Raw genomic sequence first — 22,175 nt, forward strand, 5'->3', positions numbered from 1 at the left:
AAGGAACGAGTAAGACGGGCATGGATTGCAGCGAGGTCGATGAGCTGGCCGGCGCGATCGCCCTCGGCGCCCTGCCGCCCGAAGAGGCGCGCCGGGTCGAGGAGCACCTGTCGTCGTGTCAGCGCGACCACGGCAGCCTGCTGGAACTGCGGCAGGTCGCCGCCTTGCTGCCCTTTGCCGTCGATGCGATCGAGCCGCCGCCTCGCCTCAAGCAGAACCTGATCGCCGCCGCGTTGAACGACGGTGCTGCCGCCGGCGCCGCTCCGTCGGCCGACGGCCAGCCGCGGCTGCGAATCGTGCCGCACGTGGACGAGCGGCAAGCGCCGGCGTCCGCTCCTGCGCCGCCTGTACCGGCGAGGGCGACGCCTGCTCGACCTTCCCGCTTCTGGCGGCAGCCGGGCGTCTGGGCGGCAGCGGCCGCGCTGCTGATCGCCGTCGGCCTCGGCGCCTGGAACGTCTCGCTGCAGCGGCGGCTTAACGACCGGGACGCGGCGAACCACCGCCAGGCGCAGGCTCTGACGGTGCTGGCCGCGGCGGCGCACGTGACGCCGCTCAGCGGCAGCGGCGGCCTGCAACTGGCCTTCGCCGCGGCGCCGGACGGGACCGGCCACCTGGTGCTGACGCACGTGCCCGCCGCGCCCGCGGGCAAGATCTACCAGGCGTGGTTCATCCGCGAGGGCAAGCCGGTGAGCGCCGGCGTATTCAACGGCGACGGCGTCTCCGTCGTGCCGCTGCAGGGCAGCTCCGCCGGCGCACAGATCGTCGCGGTCACGCTCGAACCGGCCGGCGGCAGTCTGCAGCCCAGCGGCCAGCCGATCGAGGCGGCCACATTGGGGTCATAGCTCGGACTCACCACAAGGCTCCGGCCTACCAGGCGTCGATCGCCGGGCGCCGCTTACCGGTGGGGCGTGGCGACGGGCGGAAGGAACGCAACAGGCTCGCCAGCCAGAAGCGCGAGTCCGCCGGGTCGATCGCGTCATCGATGGCGAAGTGCGAGGCGTTGTTCAGCGCCCTGGCGCCGTTGTAGGCCCGCGCGACCATCTCGTCGTAGCGCCGCTTGCGCTCGGCGGGATCCTCGATCGCCTCCAGCTCGCCGCGGAAGCCGAGCTTGACCGCGCCCTCGATGCCCATGCCGTAGAACTCGCCCGTCGGCCAGGCGACGCTGAAGACGGGGGTCTTGTAGGAGCCGCCGGCCATGGCGATCGCGCCGAGGCCGTAGGCCTTGCGAAGCACGATCGTGAAGAACGGCACCGAGAGGTTGGCGCCGATCAGGAACATGCGGCTCGAGTGGCGCACGAGCGCGGTGCGCTCGATCTCCGGCCCGACCATGATGCCGGGCGTGTCGCAGAGGAAGAGCAAGGGAATGTCAAACGCGTCGCAGAGCTGCATGAAGCGGGCGCCCTTGTCGGCGCCGTCGGAGTCGATCGCGCCGCCGAGATGCATGGGGTTGTTGGCGATCACGCCGACCGATCGCCCTTCAACGCGGATAAGCGCCGTGATCATGCCGACGCCGAAGCGCGGCCGCAGCTCCAGCACCGTGCCCGTATCGGCCAGCGTTTCGATCACCTCGCGCACGTTGTAGACACGCAGCCGGTTCTCCGGCACGATGCGGCGCATCAGGCGCTGGTCGGGACACTCCCAGGAGTCGAGCGGTCCCTGGAAGTAGGCGAGATACCGCTTCGCGACCTGCACGGCCTCGGCCTCGTCGGCCACGGCGAGGTCCACCACGCCGCTGGGCACCTGCACCGACATCGGCCCGATCTCTTCCGGCGCGTAGACGCCGAGGCCGCCGCCCTCGATCATCGCCGGGCCGCCCATGCCGATGTTCGAGTTGGCCGTGGCGATGATCACGTCGCAGCAGCCCAGCAGCGAGGCGTTGCCGGCGAAGCAGCGGCCGGAGGTGATGCCGATCATCGGCACCAGGCCGCTGAGCTGGGCGAAGCGGGCGAAGGTGCGCTGACCGCTGCCGCCGGTGTTGTCCGTGTCGCCGGGCCGGCCGCCGCCGCCCTCGGCGAAGAGGATCATCGGCATGCGGCCGTGCTCGGCGATGTCGATCATGCGGTCGGTCTTGCGGTGGTTCTGCCCGCCCTGCGTGCCGGCGAAGACGGTGTAGTCGTAAGCCATCACGGCGCAGCGCGAGGCTGGCTCCTCGAACAGGTCGCCGTTGACGCGGCCGACGCCGGTGATCAGGCCATCGGCCGGGCTCTTGACGATCAGCTCCTCCAGCGAGCGGCGGCTGCGCTGCGCGGCGAGCACCAGCGGGCCGTACTCCACGAAGCTGCCCCGATCGCAGAGATCCTCGACGTTCTCGCGCGCCGTGCGCTGGCGCGTCGCCCGCCGCCGGGCCACGGCCTCCGGCCGCGCCGCGTCGCGCGTCAGCGCCTGGCGGTCGAGCACCTCGCGCAGGTCCGGGCGAATCTCGTCCAGGTCGACGGCTTCGGCGGCCGACGCCTCGTCGCCTTCGACCTCGCTCTCCTCAATGAAAAGCAGCGGCTGATCGGCGTAGAGCGTGTCGCCCACGGCCACGGCGACGCTGCGCACCAAGCCGCCGGCCACGGCCTTGATCTCGTGCTCCATCTTCATCGATTCCATGATCACCAGCGTCTGGCCGGCGCGAACGGTGTCGCCCGCCAGCACCTCGATCGCGACCACGGTGCCCTGCAGCGGCGTGATCACGGCGGCGGCGCCGCTGGCGTCGCGTTCGCCGGCGGCAACCCCGCCATCGCCGCCGCGATCGGCCACAGCCGCCGCCTTACCGTAGGCGAGCACCGCCAGCGGATCGTCGGAGGCGAGGCGGACGCCCGCGCGGCCGGCCGCCGCGCCGTTGGCGGCAGTCGCGGGCACGGCCGGCTCGACATAGCGGCGCTGCTGCTCGGCCGTCGCCGCGCCGGCGAGCGCAGCAAGATGGTCGTCGATGAAGCGCGTGGAAAGGCGCCCTTCGCGGAAGGCGGGCTGCGCCAGCACGCCGCGCAAGAAGGGGATGTTGGTCGGGACGCCGTCGACGCGGAACTCGCTGAGGGCGCGGTCGCAGCGGTTCACCGCGTCAAGAAAGCGCTGCTGAGTGCTGTGGGCGATGACTTTGGCCAGCAGCGAGTCGAAGCGCGGGCTGGTCCGATACCCGGCGTAGCCGAAGGTATCGACGCGGATGCCGGGGCCGTTTGGCGGGTCGAAGGCGGCGAGCGCGCCGCCGGAGGGCAGCGTCTCGCCGCTCGCGCTCATCGTCTCCATATTGACGCGCGCCTGGATGGCGAAGCCATGCGGAGCCGGCACGTCTTCCTGGCGCATGCCCAGCGCCGCCAGCGTGCCGCCGGCCGCTAGCTCGAGCTGCAGCCGCACCAGGTCGACGCCCGTCACCTCTTCCGTAACCGTATGCTCGACCTGCAGGCGCGGGTTGGCCTCGATGAAGGCGAAGGGCGCCGCATCGTCGTCACGGCTCGCGTCGGCGAGGAACTCGAAGGTGCCGATGTTGTCGTAGCGCACGCTCCGCGCCAGCGCGACAGCGGCGGCGATGATGCGCTCGCGCTGGCCGGCGGGCAGCCCGGGCGAGGGCGCAATCTCGATCAACTTCTGGTGGCGGCGCTGGATGCTGCAGTCGCGCTCGCCGAAGTGCGTGACGGCGCCGGAGCCGTCGCCAGCGATCTGCACCTCGATGTGGCGCGCCGTGCGCAGCAGTTGCTCGACGTAGAGCTCGCCGTTGCCGAAGGCCGTCCGCGCTTCAGAGGCGCAGCGCGCGTAGGCGTCCCCGAGCTGCTCCAGCCGCTCGACCTCGCGCATGCCGCGCCCGCCGCCGCCGGCCACAGCCTTGATCATCACGGCGCCGCCCTCGCCCAGCGACAGGAAGAACGTCCGCGCCTGCTCCAGGCTTGTGGGCCCGTCCGTGCCGGGCAGCACGGGAACGCCGGCCGCGGCCGCCGCCTGGCGGGCGCGCACTTTGTCGCCGAACAGCTCGAGGATCTCGACGCGCGGGCCGATGAAGGCGATGCCCGCCTCGGCGCAGCGCCGTGCAAAGGCGGCGTTCTCACTGAGGAAGCCGTAGCCTGGATGGATCGCGTCGCAGCCGGCCTCCCTGGCGACGGCCACGATCTGCTCGGCGTCGAGATAGGCCGGGGCGCCGGCGCCGCGCAGCGGCAGGGCCGCGTCGGCCCGGCGGGTGTGCAGCGCCTCGGCGTCGTCCTCGGAGTAGACGGCGACGGTGCGCAGGCCGAGCTCGGCGGCGGCGCGCAGCAGGCGCACGGCGATCTCGCCGCGGTTCGCAACCAGCAGAGACGTGAGCTTCATGCCGTCCTTCCGTAGCCGCGCCGTGCGCCGGTCGCGGCAGCCAGCCGTCTCCGTCGCGACTTGCCATGCCGCCGCGGGGAGGATCGTGCTGCCGCCACGCTGCATGCTCGCTTCTGCCCGGACGGTATCAAGCAGGTCAGCGCCGTCGCAAGCGAGCGCGGCCGCCGACCTCGCGCCGCTGGCAAACCCCCGCTGACCCGATGCCGCCCCGGAACTTCCTCCCCAGGATCGCCCCTCTCCCTCTCTCCAGTATTGGGAGAGGGAGAGGGGCCACACAGATGAGGTGAGGGTGAGGGCCGCCCCCGCCGCTACTCGCCTTCGTCCGGCCGCAGCGTGGTGCCCATGGCGTGGTAGCCGCCGTCCACGTGCAGGTTCTCGCCGGTGACGCCGCGGGAAAGATCGCTGGCGAGGAAGACGGCGGCGTCGCCGATGTCGCCCAGCTCCATGCGCCGGCCCAGGGGCGAGGCGGCGACCACGTGATGCTCCATCACCAGGTAGCCGCCGATCGCCCGCGATGAGGCGGTGCTCACCGGCCCGGCCGAGATCGCGTTGACGCGGATGTTCTGGCGGCCCAGGTCCGAGGCCAGGTACTTGACGCTCGCCTCCAGCGCCGCCTTGGCCACGCCCATCACGTTGTAGTGCGGGATCACGCGCTCGCCGCCGAGATAGGTCAGCGTGATGATGCTGCCGCCGCCGCGCGCCGCCATCAGCGGCTCGGCCGCCTGCGCCAGCGCCGTCAGCGAGTAGCAGCTCACCTGCAGCGCCGTGGCGAAGGCCTCGCGCGAGGTGTCGACGTAGCGGCCGTTCAGCGCCTCGGTGGGCGCGAAGGCCATGGCGTGTACGAGCACGTCCAGCCCGCCCAGCTCGCGCTGCACCGTCTCCATCAGCGCCTCGATCTGGCCCTCGATTTGCACGTCGAGCGGCGCCGAGCGGCAGCCGGGCAGCCCGGCGGCGAGCTTCGAGACGCTGCGCTCCGTGCGCTCGCCCTGGTAGGTAATCAGCACATCGGCGCCGGCCTCGTGCAGCGCCCGGGCGATGCCCCAGCCGAGGCTGAAGCGGTTGGTGATGGCGGCGACGACGGCCTTCTTGCCGGCGAGCATGGCGGGAGTGTCCTTCATTCTCGAATCTGCCCGCCGGCTCACACCACCGGCTGGCGCGGGCCGGGACGCACGGGCGTCGGGGCGCGGCGCCGCCGGCGGATGCCGAGGCGGTTGAGGAAGCGCGTGATGCCCGGCGTCGGGTCGTGGTAGTGCCACTCCACCAGGATCTGGCTGGCGATCGCGATCGAGCTGTAGGTGCCGGAGATGATGCCGATCAGCAGCACCAGCACGAACGCCTGGATCGTGGTGCCGCCGAGCAGCAGCAGCGCCACCAGCGTGAACACTACCGTCAGCGAGGTGCTCAGCGAGCGGTCGAGCGTCTGCAGCAGGCTCTCGTTGACCGTGACCTCGAAGTCGCGGCTGATGCCGCGTTGCAAGTTCTCGCGGATGCGGTCGAAGACGACGATCGTGTCGTGCACGGAGAAGCCGATCACCGTGAGCAGACCGGTGATGAACATCGTGTCGATCTCGGTGTTGAAGAGGCGGCCGAAGATCGAGAAGAGGCCCACCACCACCAGCACATCGTGCATCAGCGCGATGATCGCCGAGAGGCCGTAGCGGAACGGGTTGCGCACGGCGCGGAAGGCCCAGGTGATGTAAATCAGGATGAAGAGCGAGGCGACGATCACCGCCAGCGCCGCCTGCTTCACGATCTGCTTCGAGACGATCGACGAGACCGTGTTGCTGTCGATCAGCCGGTCGGTGACGCGGTTGTTCGTGTCCGTCAGGTGGCCGAACTGCGCGATCATCGCGTTGCGCAGGCTGTCGAGCGCGGTCGGCTGCGCCGGGCCGACGTCGCTGCTGGTGACGTTGCCGGGAATCTCCTTCGTGCGCACGAGGAACTCGTCCGACGAGGCGCCCTGCACGCGCGCGTCCTTGGCCGCCGTGCGCACCACGGCGGGCACCGTGTCCGGCGGGCTCTGCACGAACTTGCGCAGCTCCTCCTGGCTCGGCGGCGTCTTCAGCTTGAGGTCGCCGCCGTCGGCGCTCGGCGCGAACTTGTCGACCGAGAAGTCGGCCCTCAGCTTCTGCTGCAACTGGTCGGCCGAGAAGCCGCCGGGGAACGACACGGTCCACTCGTCGTTGCCCTTCGGCGCCAGTGCCGGGTCGCCGAAGCCGTAGCTGGCGAGCTGCTGCGCGAGTTGCGCCTGCGAGGGCGGCTGCTGGAAGCGTAGGGTGAAGGTCGTGCCGCTGGTGAACTCGATGCCCGGCCGCAGCCGCTCGCCCGGCGCCGCCAGCGAGATCAGCCCCGGCACCATGATCGCGATCGAGAGCGCGTAGTAGTACTTGCGGTTGCCCACCAGGTTGAGGAAGCCGGGCAGGCGACGCGGCTCGCGGCGCTGCAGCTCTTCGGCGCGGGCGGCGTACTGCGGCCGCTGGGCGCCGAACATCCACTTGCTGCGCCCCAGCCGCGTGCCCACGGTGAGCAGCAGGAAGAGCCGCGTGACCAGGATCGAGGAGAAGAGGCTGATCACCACGCCGATCGCCAGGTTCAAGGCGAAGCCCTTGACCAGCGCGGCGCCGAACTGGTCGCCGAAGTAGAACAGGATCAGGCTGGTGATGATCGTGGAGACGTTGCTGTCACGGATCGAGGGCCAGGCGCGGCGGAAGCCCTGCTCGATCGCCGAGTTGAGGCCGCGGCCCGCGCGTAACTCCTCCTTTGTTCTCTCGAAGATCAGGATGTTAGCGTCCACGGCGATGCCGATCGAGAGCACGAAGGCGGCGATGCCCGGCAGCGTCAGCGTCACCGGCACGAGCTTGAAGATCATCAGCACCACGGCGGTGTAGACGATCAGCGCCAGCGTGGCCAGCACGCCGGGCAGCCGGTAGAAGACGATCATGAAGAAGGCGACGGCGAGGAAGCCGATCTCGCCGGCGAACACCGTCTTGGAGACGGAGTCCTTGCCCAGCGTCGCGTCCACGGTCGTCTGCTGCACGACGTTGAAGTTGAGCGGCAGGGCGCCGGAGTTGAGCTGGGCGACGAGCTGCTTGGCGGAGTTGGCGGTGAGGCCGGTGATCACGCCGCTGTCGCTGATCTGCGCCTGCACGGTCGGGGCGCTGATCTGGTCCTCGTCCAGGTAGATGGCGATCTGCTTGCCGATGTTGCGGCCGGTGACGGCGCCGAAGATCTTGCCGCCCTCGGAGGTGAAGTTGAAGGCGACTTCCGGTTGGCCGGCGGCGTCCTGCGAGACGTAGGAGTTCGGCTTGAGCAGCTTGCCCGTGAGCGGCTGCTCGCCGTTGGGGCAGCCGTAGTCGAGGCAGGCGGGGGTGAAAAGCGGCTGACCGTTGGCGTCGGTCTTCGGCGCGCTGGTGGTGGGGTCGATCTGCGGCTCTTTGAATTCGAGCTGCGCGGTCTTGCCGATCAGGTTGCGCTCTTCGTCGGCGGTGATGCCCGGCACGTCGACGGCGATCTTGTCGTTGCCCTGCTTGGTGACCTCGGCCTCAGAGAGGCCGAACTTGTTGACGCGGTTCTCGTAGATCTTGACCGCCTCGTCCATGGCGGCGGGCAGGTTCTTCGTGTCGTAGCCGGAGGGAAGCTGCGCCTGGACCACCGTCCGCGCCCCTCCCTTGAGGTCGAGGCCTAGCCGCATCTGCTCGCGCTTGAAGCCGCTCAGGTGCAGACCCGAGCCGCTGGGCCAGGGGACGAAGCCCGGCAGGTACTTCTTCGGGTCGTTCGGCCAAATGATGTAGACCGCGACGACGAAGAGCGCCACGACGAAGGCGAGCATGGCACGGTTGGTGTTGTTGCGCATGACCGGGTGCAAACCTCGCTTCAACCCGCGGACGGGAAACCCATTCAGCTTCGGCCGCGCCCCGCGGCCTCGTCAAGCCGGATGCGCCGTTATGCCGAGTGCGGCGCCGCGCCGCCTGGCAACTCGCCGCCGGCCGCGTCGCCTTCGACGGAAACCGCCGCGGCGGCGGGCGCCCGCCGTTCGAGAATCGCCGTCGTCAGGGCGCGCACGGTGACGTCGGGCGCCAGCTCCAGCAGCAGCTCGATCGGGCCGTCGGCCGGCTGGCGGATGTCGCTTACGCGTCCGATCAGGCCGCCGGTGGTGACGACTTCATCGCCGACTTCCAGCGCGAGCAGGTCGCGCCGCGTCTTGCGCTGCTGGTCCAAGATCGGCCGCAGCAGGATGAAGTAGAAACCGCCGAGGATGATGGCGGAGGTGAGGATGAGCTGGAACATGATCGCCATGGCGTCTCTCCCCTGCCCGTGCACGCCGCCCGCTGCCCCGGACTAGCCTTCGCCGGCCGCGGCCAGCTCGCGCCGCGCCAGCGCCAGCGCGGCCTCGCGGTCGCGCACTTCACCCGCGGCCTGCGCCTCGCGCACCGCCTCCAGCAGCCTGCCGATCAGCGGGCCGGGCGCCAGCGCCAGCTCACGCATCAGGTCGTTGCCGTCCAGCAGGCGCGGCGGGTGCGAGACCGTCTCGTCCTCATACAGCGTACGCAGCAGCCACGTTATATAGTCAACGTGCCGGACCCATTCCTCGAAGCGCAGCCGCGGACCGCGCGCCGCGGCGTGGTCGGCCAGGTTGAGCAGCAGCAGCTCCTCCACGGCGCCGTCCAGATCGCGGTAGAAGCGGAAGAGGGCACGCGGCGTCGGCGGCTCGCCGGGCGAAGCCAGCATGCCGGGCCGCAGGTGCTCCGCGACCAGCAGCTCGATCAGCTCGATCTCCCTGGAAGAGAAGCGCAGCGCTCGCGCCAGCCGCCCGGCGCGCTTAGCGCCCAGGTCCGGGTGGCCGTAGAAATGCACCTTGCCGGTCTTCGGGTCGATGCTCTTCGTCTCCGGCTTGCTCACGTCGTGCAGCAACGCCGCGAACTTGAGCGCCACCCGCCGCGGCCGGCCCTCCGCCACCAGCCCGTCGAGCCGCGCAGCAACATCCGGCACGTGCGCCAGCCGCGCCCAGAGCGCCGCCCAGCGCTCGGCTCCGTGCCGTTCACCGGGCGGCGCGCGACGCAGCATCAGGTCGAGCGCGGCCAGCGTCTCGACGCTGTGCTCGAACACGTCGTAGTAGTGCTCCCGCGGCTGCCCGACGCCGCGCGCCGCCTCCAGGTCGGGCAGCAACAGGCGGAGCAGGCTGAGCCGGTCCAGCAGCCGCACGCCCTGCGCCGCCCGGTCCGTGGCGAGAACGCGGGCGAACTCGTCGCGCTGCCGCTCCGCGGCGGCACGGGGCAGCAGGTGCGCGTCCCGGCGGGCCACGGCGGCGGTCTGATCGTCGATCGTGAACGCGAGCTCGACGGCGAAGCGCGCGGCGCGCAGCAGCCGCAGCGGATCGTCCCTGAAGGTCTCCGGCGACGTCATGCGGACGCTGCCGGCAGCGAGGTCGCCCGTGCCGCCTGTCGGGTCGAGCAATTGAGACGAGTCGGCGACGGGCAGGGCGACGGCGTTGATCGTGAAATCGCGCAGCCGCAGATCCTGCTCGATCGCCGGCGCCCGCAGCCGCGTCAGGTCGAGCTCACGGATGTCCTCGATCGGCTCGCGCAGGGCGACACGATACGTGCCGTGCTCCGGGTCAAGCGGCACGGCGGCGCCGCCCAGCCGCCCGGCCAGCCGCCGCGCAATCGCGGAGACATCGCCATCCACGGCCAGGTCCAGGTCGTGGTTCGGCCGGCCGAGCAGCGCGTCGCGCACACAGCCGCCGACCAGCCAGAGGCGCGCCTCGTCAGCCGGCGCCGCGTCGCGCAGCGCCTGCAGCAGCCGCTCGGGCACGGCGCTCAAAACGTCCTGGGCGGTGCGCATGGGGTCGCGGACGGGCTCACTCGGCCTCGTCCGCCTCCTTCAGCGCGGCACCGCCGCCACGGCGCGGCGCGGGCGTGATGCGGTACAGGTCGTCGCGGCTGGCGAGGTTGTCGATGTAGAGGTTGCCGTTTAGATGGCCGATCTCGTGCTCCAGCGCCTGCGAGAGCAGCGAGTTGGGCGGCGCCTTGATGCGGAACTCCTTGCCGTGCCGGTCCAGCGCCTTCACCACTACAGACTCGGCGCGCGTGAGTTCGCCCTGGTAGCCGGGCAGCGAGAGGCAGCCCTCCGTTACGCGGCGTTCGCCCGTGCGCTTGACGATCTCCGGGTTGACCAGCACCAGCTCGGGGAAGTCGTCGTGCACCTTCTCGACCACCACCAGCCGCCAGGGCAACCCGATTTGCGGCGCCGCCAGGCCGACGCCAGGGGCGTCGCGCATCGTCTCGAACATGTCGTCGATCAGTTGCTGCATCGACTTGCTCTGCAAGTCGCGCGGATTCACGCGCGAGCTGGGCCGGTGCAGCACCGCCTCGTTCGCGTCACCCAGTTGCACAATCGGCCGGATCGCCACCGCAAACACTCCACCGCGGCGCCGCTCGGCCGCGCCGCCCGCACTGATTGTACGAAACAGGGGCGCAGACGATAGCGCCGGGCGATGAGCCGGCAGGGCGCTACAATGGTCAGCGCACGCCGGCTGTACAGGAGATGGTCGCGCGGCGGGACGAAGGAGCGACGGCAATGACGGCGACGAACACGGGTATCGGCATCAAGCGCCTGCAACACGCGGTGCTGATCGTTTCGGATGTAGAGCGCAGCATCCGCTTCTACGAGGATGTGCTCGGCATGGAGCTGCACCGCCGCCGGCCGAACGGCATGGCCTTCCTGGTGCTCCCCGGCAGCGGCGCCGACCACGACCTGGCGCTGGTTCCCCAACCCGACGCCCGCCCGGTTGACAAGGGCGCGGCGCGGCTGCTGCACACCGCCTGGGAGGTGGGCGACGTGCGCGACCTCGTGCAGGCGAAGGCGCGCATGCAGGCCGCCGGCTGCTACAAGGGCGGCACCAACCACGGCATGAGCCTCTCGCTCTACGGCGAAGACCCGGACGGGATCGAGTTCGAGGTCTTCTGGAGCATTCCTGGCGCCCGCTGGGGCGAGAACGTCGATCTCGATCTCGACGCCGAGCTGGCGAAGTACGCCGGCTGAATCGGCGGACGAGATCGTTGCCCATGCGCCGCGTGACGTTGCGCCGTCTGTTACGTCTCTGACGAACAGTCGGTCGAACGCCTGATCCGAACCGCCGCGGCGCCTTCCACGCCCCCGCTCCGGTACGCTGGAGCGGGGGCGCTCGTTGCCACGGCGGTTTGTAGTCGCTGACTGGACCGAGAGAGACGATGGTTGACGACGGGGAACTGCGCGGCCGTGTCGCGCTGGTGACGGGCGGGGGCCGCGGCATCGGCCGGGCGATCGCGCAGGCACTTGCCGCGGCGGGTGCTTCCATCGCCGTGCTGGCCCGCAGCGTGGCGGAAGTGCAGGAGACGGCGCGGCCGATCGCAGCGGACGGCGGTCGTTGCCTGGCGCTGACGGCGGACGTTACGCGGCAGGTCGAGGTCGAAGCGGCGGCCGCCCGCGCCGCGGCAGAGCTTGGGCCGATCGACCTGCTGGTCAACGCCGCCGGCAGCCACCTGGCCGTGGGTGAACTGTGGGAAGTCGATCCCGATCTCTGGTGGACGGATGTCGAGTCGAACCTGCGTGGGCCGTTCCTCTGCTGCCGGGCGGTGCTGCCCGGCATGATCGCGCGCGGCCGCGGCCGCCGCCAGCGGCGCCGCGCTCGAGCCGCGGCCGTACTCTACCGCTTACGCCGCTGCCAAGGCCGCCGTCCTGCGCCTGACGGACAGCCTGCACGCCGCCGTGCAGCCGCGCGGCATCCGCGTCTTCGCCGTGCACCCCGGCGGCGTGCGCACGGCGCTGACCGAGCGCATCCTCGCCTCAGAGGCCGGCCGTGCCGCCTATCCGCACTGGCAGTCGCTGGCGTGGCAACCGCCGGAACGGGTCGCGGCTCTGATCGTCGCCATTGCCCGCGGCCGCGTGGACGGGCTCGGCGGCCGCTACATCGACGCCGCCGATGACCTCGAACTGCTGCTCGCCCACGCCGGCGAGGTCGAGCGCGACGACCTCTACACGCTGCGCCTTGCTCGCCTCACGTCGAAGGGTTGAGGGTGTAATGAGGGTGTAGGGGGTAGGGTAAAACCGCGTGCCGATTACCGGGCCGCACGTGCCGCCCATCCTGTACCCTGTCACCTATGACCCGGCGAGGAAGCGGCATGACGAGTACCGGCGCGGCAACGGATCTGATCGCGGCGGCGCGGGCGCTGGCGCCGCGCCTGCGCGTGCTGGCCGACGAGACCGAACGCGAACGGCGGTTGCCGGCCGAGCTGATCGACACGTTCCGCGCGGCGGGCTTCTGGCGCATGTGGACGCCGGCCGAGTTTGGCGGCAGCTTCGTCGATCCGTTCACCTTTATTGAGGTGATCGATGAGCTGGCCCGTGCCGATGGCTCCGCGGCATGGAACGTGCTGATCGGCGCCGGCAACGCGATCGTGGCCGGCTGGCTGCCGCCGGAGACGCAGCGCGAGATCTGGGGTGACAACCCGGACACGATCACGGGCGGCGTCTACGGCCCGCGCGGCACGGCCGTGGCCGTGCCCGGCGGCTACCGCGTCGACGGGCGCTGGGCCTTCGGCAGCGGCGTGCAGCAGTGCGCCTGGATGGTCGGCGGCTGCTTCATCTACGACGGTGACCAGCGTCGCCTCACACCCGCGGGCCAGCCGGCGGCGCGCATCATGGTTGTGCCGATCGCGCAGGTGCAGATCATCGACACCTGGCGCGTGGCGGGGATGCGCGGCAGCGGCAGCCACGACTACGCCTTTCATGACCTGTTCGTGCCGGAGGCGCGCAGCTTCGACTTCGCCGAGCCGCCGCTGCGGACCGAGCCGCTCTACCGCCTGCCCCGTTTTGGCCTGCTGGCGAGCGCACTGAGCGCGGCCTGTACCGGCATCGCCCGCCACGCGATCGAGGCGCTGCAAGAGCTGGCGCAGGCGAAGACGCCGACCGGCCAGACGAGCCTCTTGCGCGAGCGCGCCGCCGTGCAGGCCGACGTGGCCCGCGCCGAGGCGCTGCTGCGTTCCGCCCGCGCCTTTCGGACAGAGGCGCTTGGCGACGCATGGCGGGCCGCGAACGCCGGCGTCGAGCTTGCGGCGGAGCGGCGGGCGCTGGTGCTGCTGGCCGCGGCGAACGCCGCGACGGCCTCGGCGCAGGCGGTGGACCTGATGTACAACGCCGGCGGCGCCAGCAGCATCTACGAAACGAGCCCGCTGGAACGCTGCTTCCGTGACGTGCACGTCGCCACGCAGCACTACATGCTCGGCCCGCTCAGCCTGGAGCTTGCCGGCAAGGCGCTGCTCGGCTTCGACATGAGCGGCAGCGGCCTCTGAGTTCGGTTCCGTAAAGTAGTTCCGGCCGCGAAAGGGATGCGGAGCGAGGGCGAGCGTCGCGGGGCTGTCTCTCTCGCCGGACGGGGTCGAGGCGCTCAAACACCAGATCGCGGAGGCGGGGCCGCGGCTTCGCAACCCCGCCTCGTGTGCAGCCGTTACCGGGGGCAGTGGCACGCCGTGTCAACTGGTGCCGGCGAGACCGGGGCCACCGAGCGGCTGCGGTCCAGCCTCCCGCGCGATACCGAGCACGGCCCGATGCTCGGCCTCGAACACCCAGCCGAGCGCCACGACGCTGCTCACCACCGCGGCCCACAGCCAGACATCGGCGTGGCTTTTGCTCGCGAGGCCGAGGATGAAGCCGACGACGCCGAGCGCCAGGCCGAGCAGACCAAACGCTACCCCCAGCCCGGCGTAGGCGTCAGCGCCGGCAGCCATACGGTTGCGGCGCAGCTCGTCCATCGTCGCGGCAAGGCTGAGGACCGCCAGGATGACGCCGCTCACGAGCCAGGTGCTTGCGTGCGCCTTGTTCGCCAGACCGACGATGAAGCCGACTACCCCCGCCGCGAGCGCGAGCACGAACAGCAGGCTGCCGAGCCAGGCATCGACGCGCCGGGCCTGGTCGCCAGCCGCCGTGCGCAGTTCGTCGACGAGTACGGCTCCGGAGAGGACGCCGAGGATCAGCGCCGCGAGGAACCACTGTGTGGTGTGGGAATTATCTTTCAGTCCGGCGAAGAAACCGACCACGCCGAACGCCGCCGCGGCGATCGCCAGCAGGCTGCCGAGCGCCAGATCGAGGGGCATTGCAACTTTGCGTAACATAGGAGCGCCTCCAAGACGCTTCCAGAAACTGGCTCGAATCTCAGCCGGAGCCTGCGGCCCCGGCGAACCGAACCGTGGGAATCACCGGCACACAGTACGCGGTCACGCCCGCGAGCGGGAGGCGCGAGCCGCCGACCGCGGGCGAACGGTGGATGCGCGACAGAACAAACACCTTCCTCCTCCGTGGCTGCCGAGGCGGGGATGGCGCTCTCGCAGCTTCACTGGCGCCGGGTGCCGGCGCCGCTGGTCAGTTTAGCACTCAGAAAGATTGAGTGCTAATAATTGTTTACGTCGCGCGCGTTCCGACGCCAACAGCGACCGCGGTCGGTGGCACCACCGGCTTGCCAGCGGCAGCCGTAGCGGCGGAGCCAATCGCCGCGTAAGCATCTGCACGCGCGCATGCTCGCTCCAGCTTCTCCGCTTGCCATCTCTCGCTGCCGGGCTCGGCCGGCCCCGCCGCGGCGTACGGCAGGAGGCGGCGTTTGGGAGCAGGGCACGTACGGCATGCAGCGAACCTAATGATGCGCCTGCGATAAGATGAAGCCGGGAGGTGGCCACTGCACCAGCTCGGCGAGCGCATCGACCACTACGAGATCGAGCGGCCGCTCGGCGAAGGCGGCTTCGCCGCGACGTATCTCGCGCGCGACACGCGCAACGGGCAGCAGGTCGTGCTCAAGTGGCCCGATGAGAGCCTGCTGGGCGATCCCACGGTCTTCGAGCATTTTCGCCGCGAGATGCAGATCACGCGGGCGCTGCGCCATCCCAACATCCAGGCCGCGGTCGACGCCGGCGACAACCGTTCCGCGCCCTACCTCGTGCTCGAGTACGTCGACGGCACACCATTGCACCGCATCCTGCGCGAGCGCGGCCGCCTGCCGGTGGACGAGGCGGTCAGCATCGCACGGCAGCTCGCCGCCGGCCTGCAGTATTTGCACGAACAGCGCGTCTATCACCGTGACCTGAAGCCGGAGAACGTGATCGTCACGCCGGACGGCACGGCGCGGATCATCGATTTCGGCATCGCCTTAATGGACGGCGCCCGGCGCATGACCTGGCGCTGGCTGACCAACGCGCACGGTACGCCCGCCTACATGGCTCCAGAGCAGATCCAGGGCAAGCGCGGCGACGCCCGCACCGACATCTACGCGCTCGGCATCCTGCTCTACGAGATGTTGAAGGGCCGCCCGCCCTATGGCCGCCCCGGCGACGACCCGCTGGTGGTGATGCAGCAGCATCTTTCCGGCCAGGCGGACGCGCTGCCGCCGAGCGTGCCGCCGGGCCTGGCGGGCATCGTGGCGAAGGCGATGCGCCGCAACCCCGACGAGCGCTACCAGGACGCCGCGGCGCTGCTCGCCGATCTCGATCGCTACCAGCAGCTCACGTCCGCCGATTTTGCCTTCGCCGAAGAGCAGGCCGCGCGTGTGCCCGACGCCGAGCGGCGCATGCTGCTGCTGGCCGGCGCCATGGCCGTCGGCTTCGTGGCGCTGATCGCCGTCGTGATCACGGCCGTGGTCGTCGCTCAGGCGCTCGGCTGATCGCGTCGGCTTCCCTCTAGCTGGCCAACAGCAACCAGGCAGCAGCGTCAGCTTCGCCGCGCGCTCAGTCCTGTGTCTCGGCCACGGCTCGCCTCCGCAAGCCGCTCACCGCCTATACTGTTCCCTGTTCCCTTGTCCCTATTCCCGACCGGAGGCGCAGCATGGCAGGACCGCTCAGCGGACGCGTGGCGCTGGTCACGGGCGCGGGCAGCGGCATCGGCCGCGCCATCGCCCTGCGCTTGGCGCAGGACGGCGCCAACACCGCCTGCACCGATCTCGATTTCCAGGCTGCTCGCGCCACCGCCCTGACGGCGAACGCGGCCGGCGATCGCGCTCTGGCCGTCCAGCTCGACGTGACCGATCCCGCCTCGGTGGCCCAGGCGGTGGCATCGGTCGAGCGCGAGCTGGGCGGCATCGACGTGCTGGTAAACAACGCCGGCTGGGACAAGATCGAGCCGTTTCTGCAGAGCGAGCCGGAGACCTGGGACCGGATCATCGCCATCAACCTCAAGGGCACGTTTCACTGCTGCAAGGCCGTGCTGCCGGGAATGGTCGAGCGCGGGCGCGGCGCCGTGGTCAGCATCGCCTCGGATGCGGGCCGCGTCGGCTCGACGGGCGAGGCGGTCTATTCGGCGACCAAGGGCGGCATCATCGCCTTCACCAAGACGCTGGCGCGCGAGCTGGCCCGGCACCAGATCAACGTCAACTGCATCTGCCCCGGCCCCACGGATACACCGTTGCTGGCGAGCTTGAAGGAGGGTAACCCGCGGCTGGGTGACGCGCTGCAGCGGGCGGTGCCCTGGGGCCGGTTGGGCAAGCCGGAGGACATCGCCGGCGCCGTCGCTTTCCTCGCCGGCCCCGACGCCGCCTACATCACCGGCCAGACGCTCTCGGTGAGCGGCGGGCTGACGATGGCCTGAGAGACGCAGGTGGCGGGAGAGGACACGGCGATGAGTGAAGATGCGGCGGCGAGCCGCTACCACGCGATCGGCGCGGCGCTCGGCGGCGGTGACGGCCCCGTGACGGCCGGCAAAGCGTTCGGCATGCCCTGCCTGAAGCTGAACGGTAAGCTCTTCGCCGGCTTCTACCAGGGCGAGATGGTGTTCAAGCTGGCGGGCGCGGAGCACCGCGCCGCGCTCGATCTGCCCGGCGCCACGCTCTTCGAGCCGATGGCCGGCCGGCCGATGCGGGCCTGGGTGCAGGTGCCGTACGCGCACGAAGCCGCCTGGCCGGAGCTGGCCGAGCAGGCGCTGCGCACGCTGGCCGCGGAAGCCCCGGCACCGGCGCCCAAACGGCCGGCCCGCGCCCGGCGCGGGCGCCCGGCATAGGCGCCCGCGCGGCTGCCCGCGAGAATGTTGGCGACACTCGCGCCGCCGGCCGATTGGGGCGCCGGTGCGTGCCTGGCGCCCGCGTGGTGGGGGATACTGGCGGCAGCGAAAAGTCGCATCGTGATGTTGTGAGGAAAGACCATGCCCGGACCGCTCGACGGTATCATCGTGCTCGATTTCACCTGGCATCTGGCCGGACCCTACGGCGTGATGCAACTGGCCGACCTCGGCGCCGAGGTCTGGAAAATCGAGCAGGTGGCCGCCAACGAGGACAACCGCGGCGGCGGGCCGATTGTGGAGGGCATCAACACCTACTTTTTCAGCGTCAACCGCGGCAAGCAAAGCCTCGCCCTCGACCTGCGCAGCCCCGAGGGCAAGGAGATCGTCTACGGCCTGGCGCCGCAGGTCGACGTGCTCACCGAGAACTTCCGCCCCGGCACGATGGAGCGGCTGGGCTTCGGCTACGAGCGCATGGCCGCGCTGAACCCGCGCCTGATCTACGCGTCAACGTCCGGCTTCGGCCAGACCGGCCCCTACCGCGACCGCGGCGCCGTGGACGTGATCGTGCAGGGCATGGGCGGCGTGATGAGCATCACCGGCCACCCGGATGGACCCATCGCCCGGCCCGGCTACTCGATCGGCGACATGGCCGGCGGCCTGTTCACGGCGATCGGCGTGCTCTCGGCGCTGGTAGAACGCGACCGCTCCGGCAAGGGCCAGCGCATCGACGTGGCGATGCTCGACGCTCAGGTTGCGCTGCTGGAGAACGCGATCATCCGCTACTGCGCCACGGGCGAGGTGCCGGGCCGCATCGGCACGCGCCACCCGTTGACGACGCCCTTTCAGGCATTCGAGACGAGCGACGGCGGCTGGTTCGTGCTGGCCGGCGTCAAGGACTGGGAGCTGTTCTGCGCCACGATCGGCCGCGACGATCTGATCCTGGACGAGCGCTTCAAGACGAACCGGCTGCGCACGAAGAACCACGCGGCGCTGGAGCCGATCCTGATCGAGGTCTTCAAGCAGAAGCCGCGCGACGAGTGGCTGGCGCTGCTGGCGCCGGTCTGCCTGGTGGGGCCGGTGAACGGCGTCGACCAGGTGGTAGCCGATCCGCAGGTGCAGGCGCGCCAGATGGTGGTGGAGCTGCCCGCCTGGAACGGCGCCCGGCTCAGCGTCTCCAATACACCCGTCAAGCTCTCGCGCACCCCTGGCGGCCCGCACACCGGCGCCGACGCCCCCGGCGGTCACACGGCGCAGATCCTGCGCGAGCGGCTCGGCTATACGGACGAGCAGATCGCGGCGCTGGCCGAGAAGGGCGTGATCGCCGCGCCGCGGTTGCCCGCCGCCGCGGACTGACGCCGGGGTGGCGGGTCGCTTACTGCTGGTAGTTCTCGACCAGATTCGCGGAGCGCTCGTGCGCCTCGTTCGGGTCGCGGCCGGCGCCGCGCAGCGCCCGGCGCTGGTCCAGCAGGTCCCACGCCTGGTCGAGCTGCACCTTGAGCTGGTGCAATCGCTCACGCTCGGCCGCGTTCAGGCCGCCGTCCTCCTCAGCGCGGCGGTAGAGCGCGTGCTCCTCATCCACCAGCTCGTTGATGTGGTCCAGAATCCTGCGGTCGTTCACGCGTGATCTCCTCTGCTGCGGCCGGAGGGGCTGATCGAGCCGCCGCGGCCTTTCGCGTCGCGCTCGGGCGGCGCGGAAGGCCCTCCAATGTGCGCCGGGCCGGGCGGCGGATCGCTGGCGGGAAACGACTCCTCGTCCGCCTCCTCGACCGGATCGAGCGGCGCCTCGGCCGGCGGTGTGGCCGCTGACTCCGCCGGGTGAGCCGGCCTGGCTGCCCCGTCATCTTGCGCGGACATCGTGCCCCCTGCGCCGCACCGTTGATCTGCGGTCACATGCAGCGTACACGATGCGGCCGAGCCGCCGCCCGTGGCGTCCCCAAGTTGGCGTCGGGCGCCGGCGGGCGGCGGGGTGGAAGGCGCCCGCCACGCCGCGCACCGCTGAAGCCTCGGTGTGAGCATGGCCTGGCAGCACGGCCGACGCAGCGCAACCGTGCGCACGGTTGCGCTGCGTCGGCAAGGGCTCGGGATGGAGCAGTGGCCGCGCCGCGGCCGGGTGCCCTACTTCACCAGGCTGAGCGGGCCGGCGTTGTCGGGGAAGTTCGACGTATTCAGCACCTGGATGCCGGCGTGCTGCTCACCGTTGAACGGCGTCACGGAAGGCTTGGCCTGCCCCGGCTCGCAGCCGAGGTCGAACGGCAGCTGCGGGTCGTTGAACCAGAGGCCGAGATGGTACATGTGCGTCGGCGGGAAGGTGGTCACCGGGCCGCCGGTGGAGACAGAGAACGTCTCAACGTTGAAGCGGCCCACCACCTCCACGTGGCCCTCGCCGTGGCTGTTCGTTTCCAGGTCGGACTGGTACCAGGCGATGCCGAACGGCTTGTTCGGCAGCTCGGTCACGAAGAGGTCAAACTGCGCATTGGCTGGAAGGCCGCGCACGTCGATGCGCATGCGTTCGACGACGCCCTCGGAGCGGATGCTGACGTGTCCGTGGGCGTTGGGAAGGCAGGAAGCGATGCCCGCACCCGGCACCATGTCGAACGTGGCGCCAGATTGCTGGGCGGATACGGCATGTGACAGCAGCGCAGCCCCCACGAGCGCGACGGCCGCGGTGAGGATACGCCCTGAGCGCAGCGAGGAGAAGGGCATGAATCTCTCCCTGAGTTTGGGCAGCGACTGCCGACCGTTCGACGCGAGCGCGCCCAACGAGGACGGACTCTCGCCGCGCCGTCTTGCGGCGATCGTCAGCAGTCACCACGGTCAGATGTGTGGGAAGTGCCTGCAGGCTTCGCAGAGAGTACGCCGGGCCGGCGCGGTTGGATTCGCCGGGCGGCGCCGTGTCCGATCGCCTCGGTCAGCAGGTACGGGACACGCCGCGACGGCGAGGCTGCTGCCAGAGCCTCGCCGTCGCCTGGCCCGCCAGGACGGGCGACGAGTGTCGCCCCGAGCGGCGCGGCCGGGGATTACCCGGCTTGCCGCTCGCGGGCAGGCCGCGACTGGCCCAGCGCGGCGCGGATCTCGTTGCCGTGCTCGCGGCTGTGCTGCTGATTCCTGTCCAGAAATTCGCCCAGCGTCATGCGGCCCAGCTGTGAGATCTCGCCGTCGCGCTGCAGCTGCTCCGGCGTCAGTGTCTCGATCCAGGCGAGCAGGTCGCGGTGCTTCTGATCCATCACCGGCAGCAGGTCGGCGGCGTGGGCCTTGCGGTACTTGCGCAACCCCCACCAGTTGGCGAGGTTGATCAGGAGGTCCGGCGCCTTCGCGTTCTTGCCCCTCGCCAGCAGCTTGCCGACATAGGTCGTGCCGCCGTCGTCCTGCGCGATGTGCGCCGCGAGTTGGCGCACGCGCCACTTCGGGTTTGGTGTGCGCCGTGCTAGATCGGCGTCGCTCAAGGCGGAGATCAGGGCGCGGTTCTCTTGAAAAGACGTCTCAAGCGCCTGGCGCAACGTTGCGATCTCCATGCTGCGCGCTCCTCTGTGCGATGCGGTGCGCCGGGCGGCGTGACGGCGCCCGGCGCACGCCCGATCCTAGGCGACCACTCGCAGCAGCTCGCGGCTGCCGGACGTCACGGCGCCCTGCCAGGCGGCGAACCAGCCTTGCCATTCCGAATCGGCGAACGCTGCCTGCATCCCGGCTTCCGTCTCGGCCACATGCGCCATGTCGCGATACTCGGTCTCGGCCACGACGGTGAACATCGGGCCAGTCACGTCGACCAGCAGCCGGCCGGTGACACCGTACCGTGGCGCGAACTTCTCGTTGAACTCTTTGAACGCCTGCGTGATGGTATCACCCTGACCAAACTTTGCCTGAAATGTCAACCGCTCGACGATCATGACAACTTTCTCCTGGCTCTGGCGGAAGCGGTTCCGTCAGCTCTATGCCATTGCCCGTCAGATTCCGCCCACGCCGCGCACCGCTGCTCGCAGAAGCGAGCGCAACTGGCGCGCATCACAGGCGGCCGCGTGACGGCGCTGAAGGTGCACGCAGGCGCTCGTCAGCAGCTCCTGCTCGTCCGTGTCGCGCGCCTCCCAGTCGCAGGCCGGGTCGATTCCCGTGTCCCGGCAAATGAAGGCCTGCTGCACGCGCATCCTGGCGACCCCCTGGACCCCGCCCGCGGGCGCAAGAACCGGCGATGGCCGTCCGTGTGGTGAGATACGGCGGGAAGGTCGGCCGGATAGGGCCTGCAGCGTCGACTGCGAAGACGGCGCGCCCACCCACCTGCGCGCCGCCCGCCTCTATTCCCCTCTATTCCCCTCTATTCCATGGAGATGTCGAAGTTCAGCGTGGTGTGCGTGCCGTCCTCGGCGGCGATCAGGGTCACCGTGCCCCTGGCGCCGCGATAGGTTCCGGTGCCGCCGACGACGGGAAGCGCGGCGCCCGTGGCCAGGCCGGCGAGGTGGGCAGAGCCGTGGAACAGCAGGTTGCCCTCAGGCAGCTCGACGCTGCAGGCGATCAGGCCGGCCACGTCGTCGCCGGCGACGCGGGTCACAATCACGATGGTCTCGGCCAGGCCGATCTTCTTGCCGTCACGGTAGAGCGGAGCGTCCTCCGCCTCCTGGGCGCCCTGGGTGAGGTGGTCGAGGAAGTCCGCCGGACTGACCGCCGCCTCCGAGTCCTGCACCACGACGGTGAAGCTCTGGCGTTGCGGATCGGCCGCCGGCGCGGCGCGTGAGATCAGGACGGGGGCGGCGAAGGCCACGGAGCGAATCGCGGCGGTGGGGGATTAGGGTCTGTCTGATGAATGGACCCGTTGCCCGGTATCCTGTGCAGGAGGGTGTGCACACCACAGGAGCTGGGCATGGTCGGGCGGGGAGAACTGACGGACGCAGCGTGGG

General features: G+C 70.5%; 21 protein-coding genes and 1 pseudogene. 8 read left to right on the plus strand and 14 right to left on the minus strand.

The window, feature by feature from the left end; translation table 11 throughout:
* Window positions 1-20: 20 nt before the first annotated feature.
* Window positions 21-842, plus strand: coding sequence for an anti-sigma factor (locus VKV26_06285; protein HLZ69507.1), 822 nt, complete (start codon window positions 21-23; stop codon window positions 840-842).
* 25 nt (window positions 843-867) lie between these two features.
* Here the strand turns inward: VKV26_06285 and VKV26_06290 are convergent, their stop codons facing one another.
* The 6 genes from VKV26_06290 to def form a co-directional block, all read right to left on the minus strand.
* Window positions 868-4,278, minus strand: coding sequence for a carboxyl transferase domain-containing protein (locus VKV26_06290; protein ID HLZ69508.1), 3,411 nt, complete (start codon window positions 4,276-4,278; stop codon window positions 868-870).
* 308 nt (window positions 4,279-4,586) lie between these two features.
* The gene (locus VKV26_06295; protein ID HLZ69509.1) at window positions 4,587-5,396 is read right to left on the minus strand and encodes an enoyl-ACP reductase; all 810 of its coding nucleotides are present in this window, start codon (window positions 5,394-5,396) and stop codon (window positions 4,587-4,589) included.
* A 20-nt stretch (window positions 5,397-5,416) separates the two neighbouring features.
* Window positions 5,417-8,131 (minus strand): protein translocase subunit SecD, encoded by a 2,715-nt coding sequence (gene secD, locus VKV26_06300; GenBank protein HLZ69510.1) that lies wholly within the window; start codon window positions 8,129-8,131, stop codon window positions 5,417-5,419.
* Window positions 8,132-8,220: 89 nt separating this feature from the next.
* Entirely contained in the window at window positions 8,221-8,574 is a 354-nt protein-coding gene (gene yajC / locus VKV26_06305; GenBank protein HLZ69511.1) for a preprotein translocase subunit YajC, read from the minus strand.
* Window positions 8,575-8,616: 42 nt separating this feature from the next.
* Window positions 8,617-10,119 (minus strand): HD domain-containing protein, encoded by a 1,503-nt coding sequence (locus VKV26_06310; protein ID HLZ69512.1) that lies wholly within the window; start codon window positions 10,117-10,119, stop codon window positions 8,617-8,619.
* Window positions 10,120-10,135: 16 nt separating this feature from the next.
* Complete coding sequence (gene def, locus VKV26_06315) at window positions 10,136-10,687, minus strand: peptide deformylase (protein ID HLZ69513.1); 552 nt, start codon at window positions 10,685-10,687, stop codon at window positions 10,136-10,138.
* A 167-nt stretch (window positions 10,688-10,854) separates the two neighbouring features.
* Here def and VKV26_06320 point away from each other — a divergent pair, with 167 nt between their 5' ends.
* The 3 genes and pseudogenes from VKV26_06320 to VKV26_06330 all read left to right on the plus strand — a co-directional run bounded on the left by VKV26_06320 (window position 10,855) and on the right by VKV26_06330 (window position 13,607).
* Window positions 10,855-11,319, plus strand: coding sequence for a VOC family protein (locus VKV26_06320; protein ID HLZ69514.1), 465 nt, complete (start codon window positions 10,855-10,857; stop codon window positions 11,317-11,319).
* Window positions 11,320-11,940: 621 nt separating this feature from the next.
* Window positions 11,941-12,330, plus strand: a pseudogene (locus VKV26_06325) (SDR family NAD(P)-dependent oxidoreductase).
* Window positions 12,331-12,437: 107 nt separating this feature from the next.
* Window positions 12,438-13,607 carry an acyl-CoA dehydrogenase family protein gene (locus VKV26_06330; GenBank protein ID HLZ69515.1) on the plus strand — a complete coding sequence of 390 codons (1,170 nt, stop codon included), beginning with the start codon at window positions 12,438-12,440 and terminating at the stop codon, window positions 13,605-13,607.
* Window positions 13,608-13,787: 180 nt separating this feature from the next.
* Here VKV26_06330 and VKV26_06335 read toward each other — a convergent pair whose 3' ends face one another.
* The gene (locus tag VKV26_06335) at window positions 13,788-14,408 is read right to left on the minus strand and encodes a hypothetical protein (protein HLZ69516.1); all 621 of its coding nucleotides are present in this window, start codon (window positions 14,406-14,408) and stop codon (window positions 13,788-13,790) included.
* A 611-nt stretch (window positions 14,409-15,019) separates the two neighbouring features.
* Here VKV26_06335 and VKV26_06340 point away from each other — a divergent pair.
* The 4 genes from VKV26_06340 (at window position 15,020) to VKV26_06355 (ending at window position 18,642) form a co-directional block, all read left to right on the plus strand.
* Window positions 15,020-15,961: a serine/threonine-protein kinase gene (locus VKV26_06340; GenBank protein HLZ69517.1), complete on the plus strand. Its 942-nt coding sequence runs from the start codon at window positions 15,020-15,022 to the stop codon at window positions 15,959-15,961.
* A gap of 161 nt (window positions 15,962-16,122) precedes the next feature.
* Window positions 16,123-16,881 (plus strand): SDR family NAD(P)-dependent oxidoreductase, encoded by a 759-nt coding sequence (locus VKV26_06345; protein ID HLZ69518.1) that lies wholly within the window; start codon window positions 16,123-16,125, stop codon window positions 16,879-16,881.
* 30 nt (window positions 16,882-16,911) lie between these two features.
* A complete protein-coding gene (locus VKV26_06350) occupies window positions 16,912-17,289 on the plus strand; it encodes a hypothetical protein (GenBank protein HLZ69519.1) in 378 nt (125 codons plus the stop codon).
* Between the two features lie 141 nt (window positions 17,290-17,430).
* The gene (locus VKV26_06355) at window positions 17,431-18,642 is read left to right on the plus strand and encodes a CaiB/BaiF CoA-transferase family protein (GenBank protein HLZ69520.1); all 1,212 of its coding nucleotides are present in this window, start codon (window positions 17,431-17,433) and stop codon (window positions 18,640-18,642) included.
* A gap of 19 nt (window positions 18,643-18,661) precedes the next feature.
* Here the strand turns inward: VKV26_06355 and VKV26_06360 are convergent, their stop codons facing one another.
* The 7 genes from VKV26_06360 to VKV26_06390 all read right to left on the minus strand — a co-directional run bounded on the left by VKV26_06360 (window position 18,662) and on the right by VKV26_06390 (window position 22,039).
* On the minus strand, window positions 18,662-18,907 hold the full coding sequence (locus tag VKV26_06360; GenBank protein HLZ69521.1) for a DUF2630 family protein: 246 nt from the start codon (window positions 18,905-18,907) through the stop codon (window positions 18,662-18,664).
* Entirely contained in the window at window positions 18,904-19,143 is a 240-nt protein-coding gene (locus tag VKV26_06365) for a hypothetical protein (GenBank protein ID HLZ69522.1), read from the minus strand. The genes VKV26_06360 and VKV26_06365 overlap by 4 nt, the downstream gene beginning before the upstream one ends.
* 261 nt (window positions 19,144-19,404) lie before the next feature.
* Complete coding sequence (locus VKV26_06370; protein ID HLZ69523.1) at window positions 19,405-20,049, minus strand: hypothetical protein; 645 nt, start codon at window positions 20,047-20,049, stop codon at window positions 19,405-19,407.
* A gap of 257 nt (window positions 20,050-20,306) precedes the next feature.
* Window positions 20,307-20,801 carry a DinB family protein gene (locus VKV26_06375; protein ID HLZ69524.1) on the minus strand — a complete coding sequence of 165 codons (495 nt, stop codon included), beginning with the start codon at window positions 20,799-20,801 and terminating at the stop codon, window positions 20,307-20,309.
* A gap of 66 nt (window positions 20,802-20,867) precedes the next feature.
* The gene (locus tag VKV26_06380; protein ID HLZ69525.1) at window positions 20,868-21,173 is read right to left on the minus strand and encodes a hypothetical protein; all 306 of its coding nucleotides are present in this window, start codon (window positions 21,171-21,173) and stop codon (window positions 20,868-20,870) included.
* Window positions 21,174-21,230: 57 nt separating this feature from the next.
* Complete coding sequence (locus VKV26_06385) at window positions 21,231-21,428, minus strand: DUF1059 domain-containing protein (protein HLZ69526.1); 198 nt, start codon at window positions 21,426-21,428, stop codon at window positions 21,231-21,233.
* 167 nt (window positions 21,429-21,595) lie between these two features.
* A complete protein-coding gene (locus tag VKV26_06390) occupies window positions 21,596-22,039 on the minus strand; it encodes a hypothetical protein (protein HLZ69527.1) in 444 nt (147 codons plus the stop codon).
* Between the last annotated feature and the right edge of the window lie 136 nt (window positions 22,040-22,175).

The organism is Dehalococcoidia bacterium (genome assembly GCA_035310145.1).
Taxonomy (GTDB): Bacteria; Chloroflexota; Dehalococcoidia; order CAUJGQ01; family CAUJGQ01; genus CALFMN01.

Excerpts from the sequence above, each read along its gene's own strand:
- VKV26_06380 (HLZ69525.1), bottom strand. The coding sequence starts at position 21,173 with ATGATCGTCGAGCGGTTGACATTTCAGGCAAAGTTTGGTCAGGGTGAT.
- secD (HLZ69510.1), bottom strand. The coding sequence starts at position 8,131 with ATGCGCAACAACACCAACCGTGCCATGCTCGCCTTCGTCGTGGCGCTC.
- VKV26_06345 (HLZ69518.1), top strand. The coding sequence starts at position 16,123 with ATGGCAGGACCGCTCAGCGGACGCGTGGCGCTGGTCACGGGCGCGGGC.
- VKV26_06290 (HLZ69508.1), bottom strand. The coding sequence starts at position 4,278 with ATGAAGCTCACGTCTCTGCTGGTTGCGAACCGCGGCGAGATCGCCGTG.
- VKV26_06330 (HLZ69515.1), top strand. The coding sequence starts at position 12,438 with ATGACGAGTACCGGCGCGGCAACGGATCTGATCGCGGCGGCGCGGGCG.
- VKV26_06310 (HLZ69512.1), bottom strand. The coding sequence starts at position 10,119 with ATGCGCACCGCCCAGGACGTTTTGAGCGCCGTGCCCGAGCGGCTGCTG.
- VKV26_06375 (HLZ69524.1), bottom strand. The coding sequence starts at position 20,801 with ATGGAGATCGCAACGTTGCGCCAGGCGCTTGAGACGTCTTTTCAAGAG.
- yajC (HLZ69511.1), bottom strand. The coding sequence starts at position 8,574 with ATGGCGATCATGTTCCAGCTCATCCTCACCTCCGCCATCATCCTCGGC.
- VKV26_06320 (HLZ69514.1), top strand. The coding sequence starts at position 10,855 with ATGACGGCGACGAACACGGGTATCGGCATCAAGCGCCTGCAACACGCG.
- VKV26_06335 (HLZ69516.1), bottom strand. The coding sequence starts at position 14,408 with ATGCCCCTCGATCTGGCGCTCGGCAGCCTGCTGGCGATCGCCGCGGCG.
- VKV26_06350 (HLZ69519.1), top strand. The coding sequence starts at position 16,912 with ATGAGTGAAGATGCGGCGGCGAGCCGCTACCACGCGATCGGCGCGGCG.
- VKV26_06295 (HLZ69509.1), bottom strand. The coding sequence starts at position 5,396 with ATGAAGGACACTCCCGCCATGCTCGCCGGCAAGAAGGCCGTCGTCGCC.
- VKV26_06285 (HLZ69507.1), top strand. The coding sequence starts at position 21 with ATGGATTGCAGCGAGGTCGATGAGCTGGCCGGCGCGATCGCCCTCGGC.
- VKV26_06355 (HLZ69520.1), top strand. The coding sequence starts at position 17,431 with ATGCCCGGACCGCTCGACGGTATCATCGTGCTCGATTTCACCTGGCAT.
- VKV26_06365 (HLZ69522.1), bottom strand. The coding sequence starts at position 19,143 with ATGTCCGCGCAAGATGACGGGGCAGCCAGGCCGGCTCACCCGGCGGAG.
- VKV26_06385 (HLZ69526.1), bottom strand. The coding sequence starts at position 21,428 with ATGCGCGTGCAGCAGGCCTTCATTTGCCGGGACACGGGAATCGACCCG.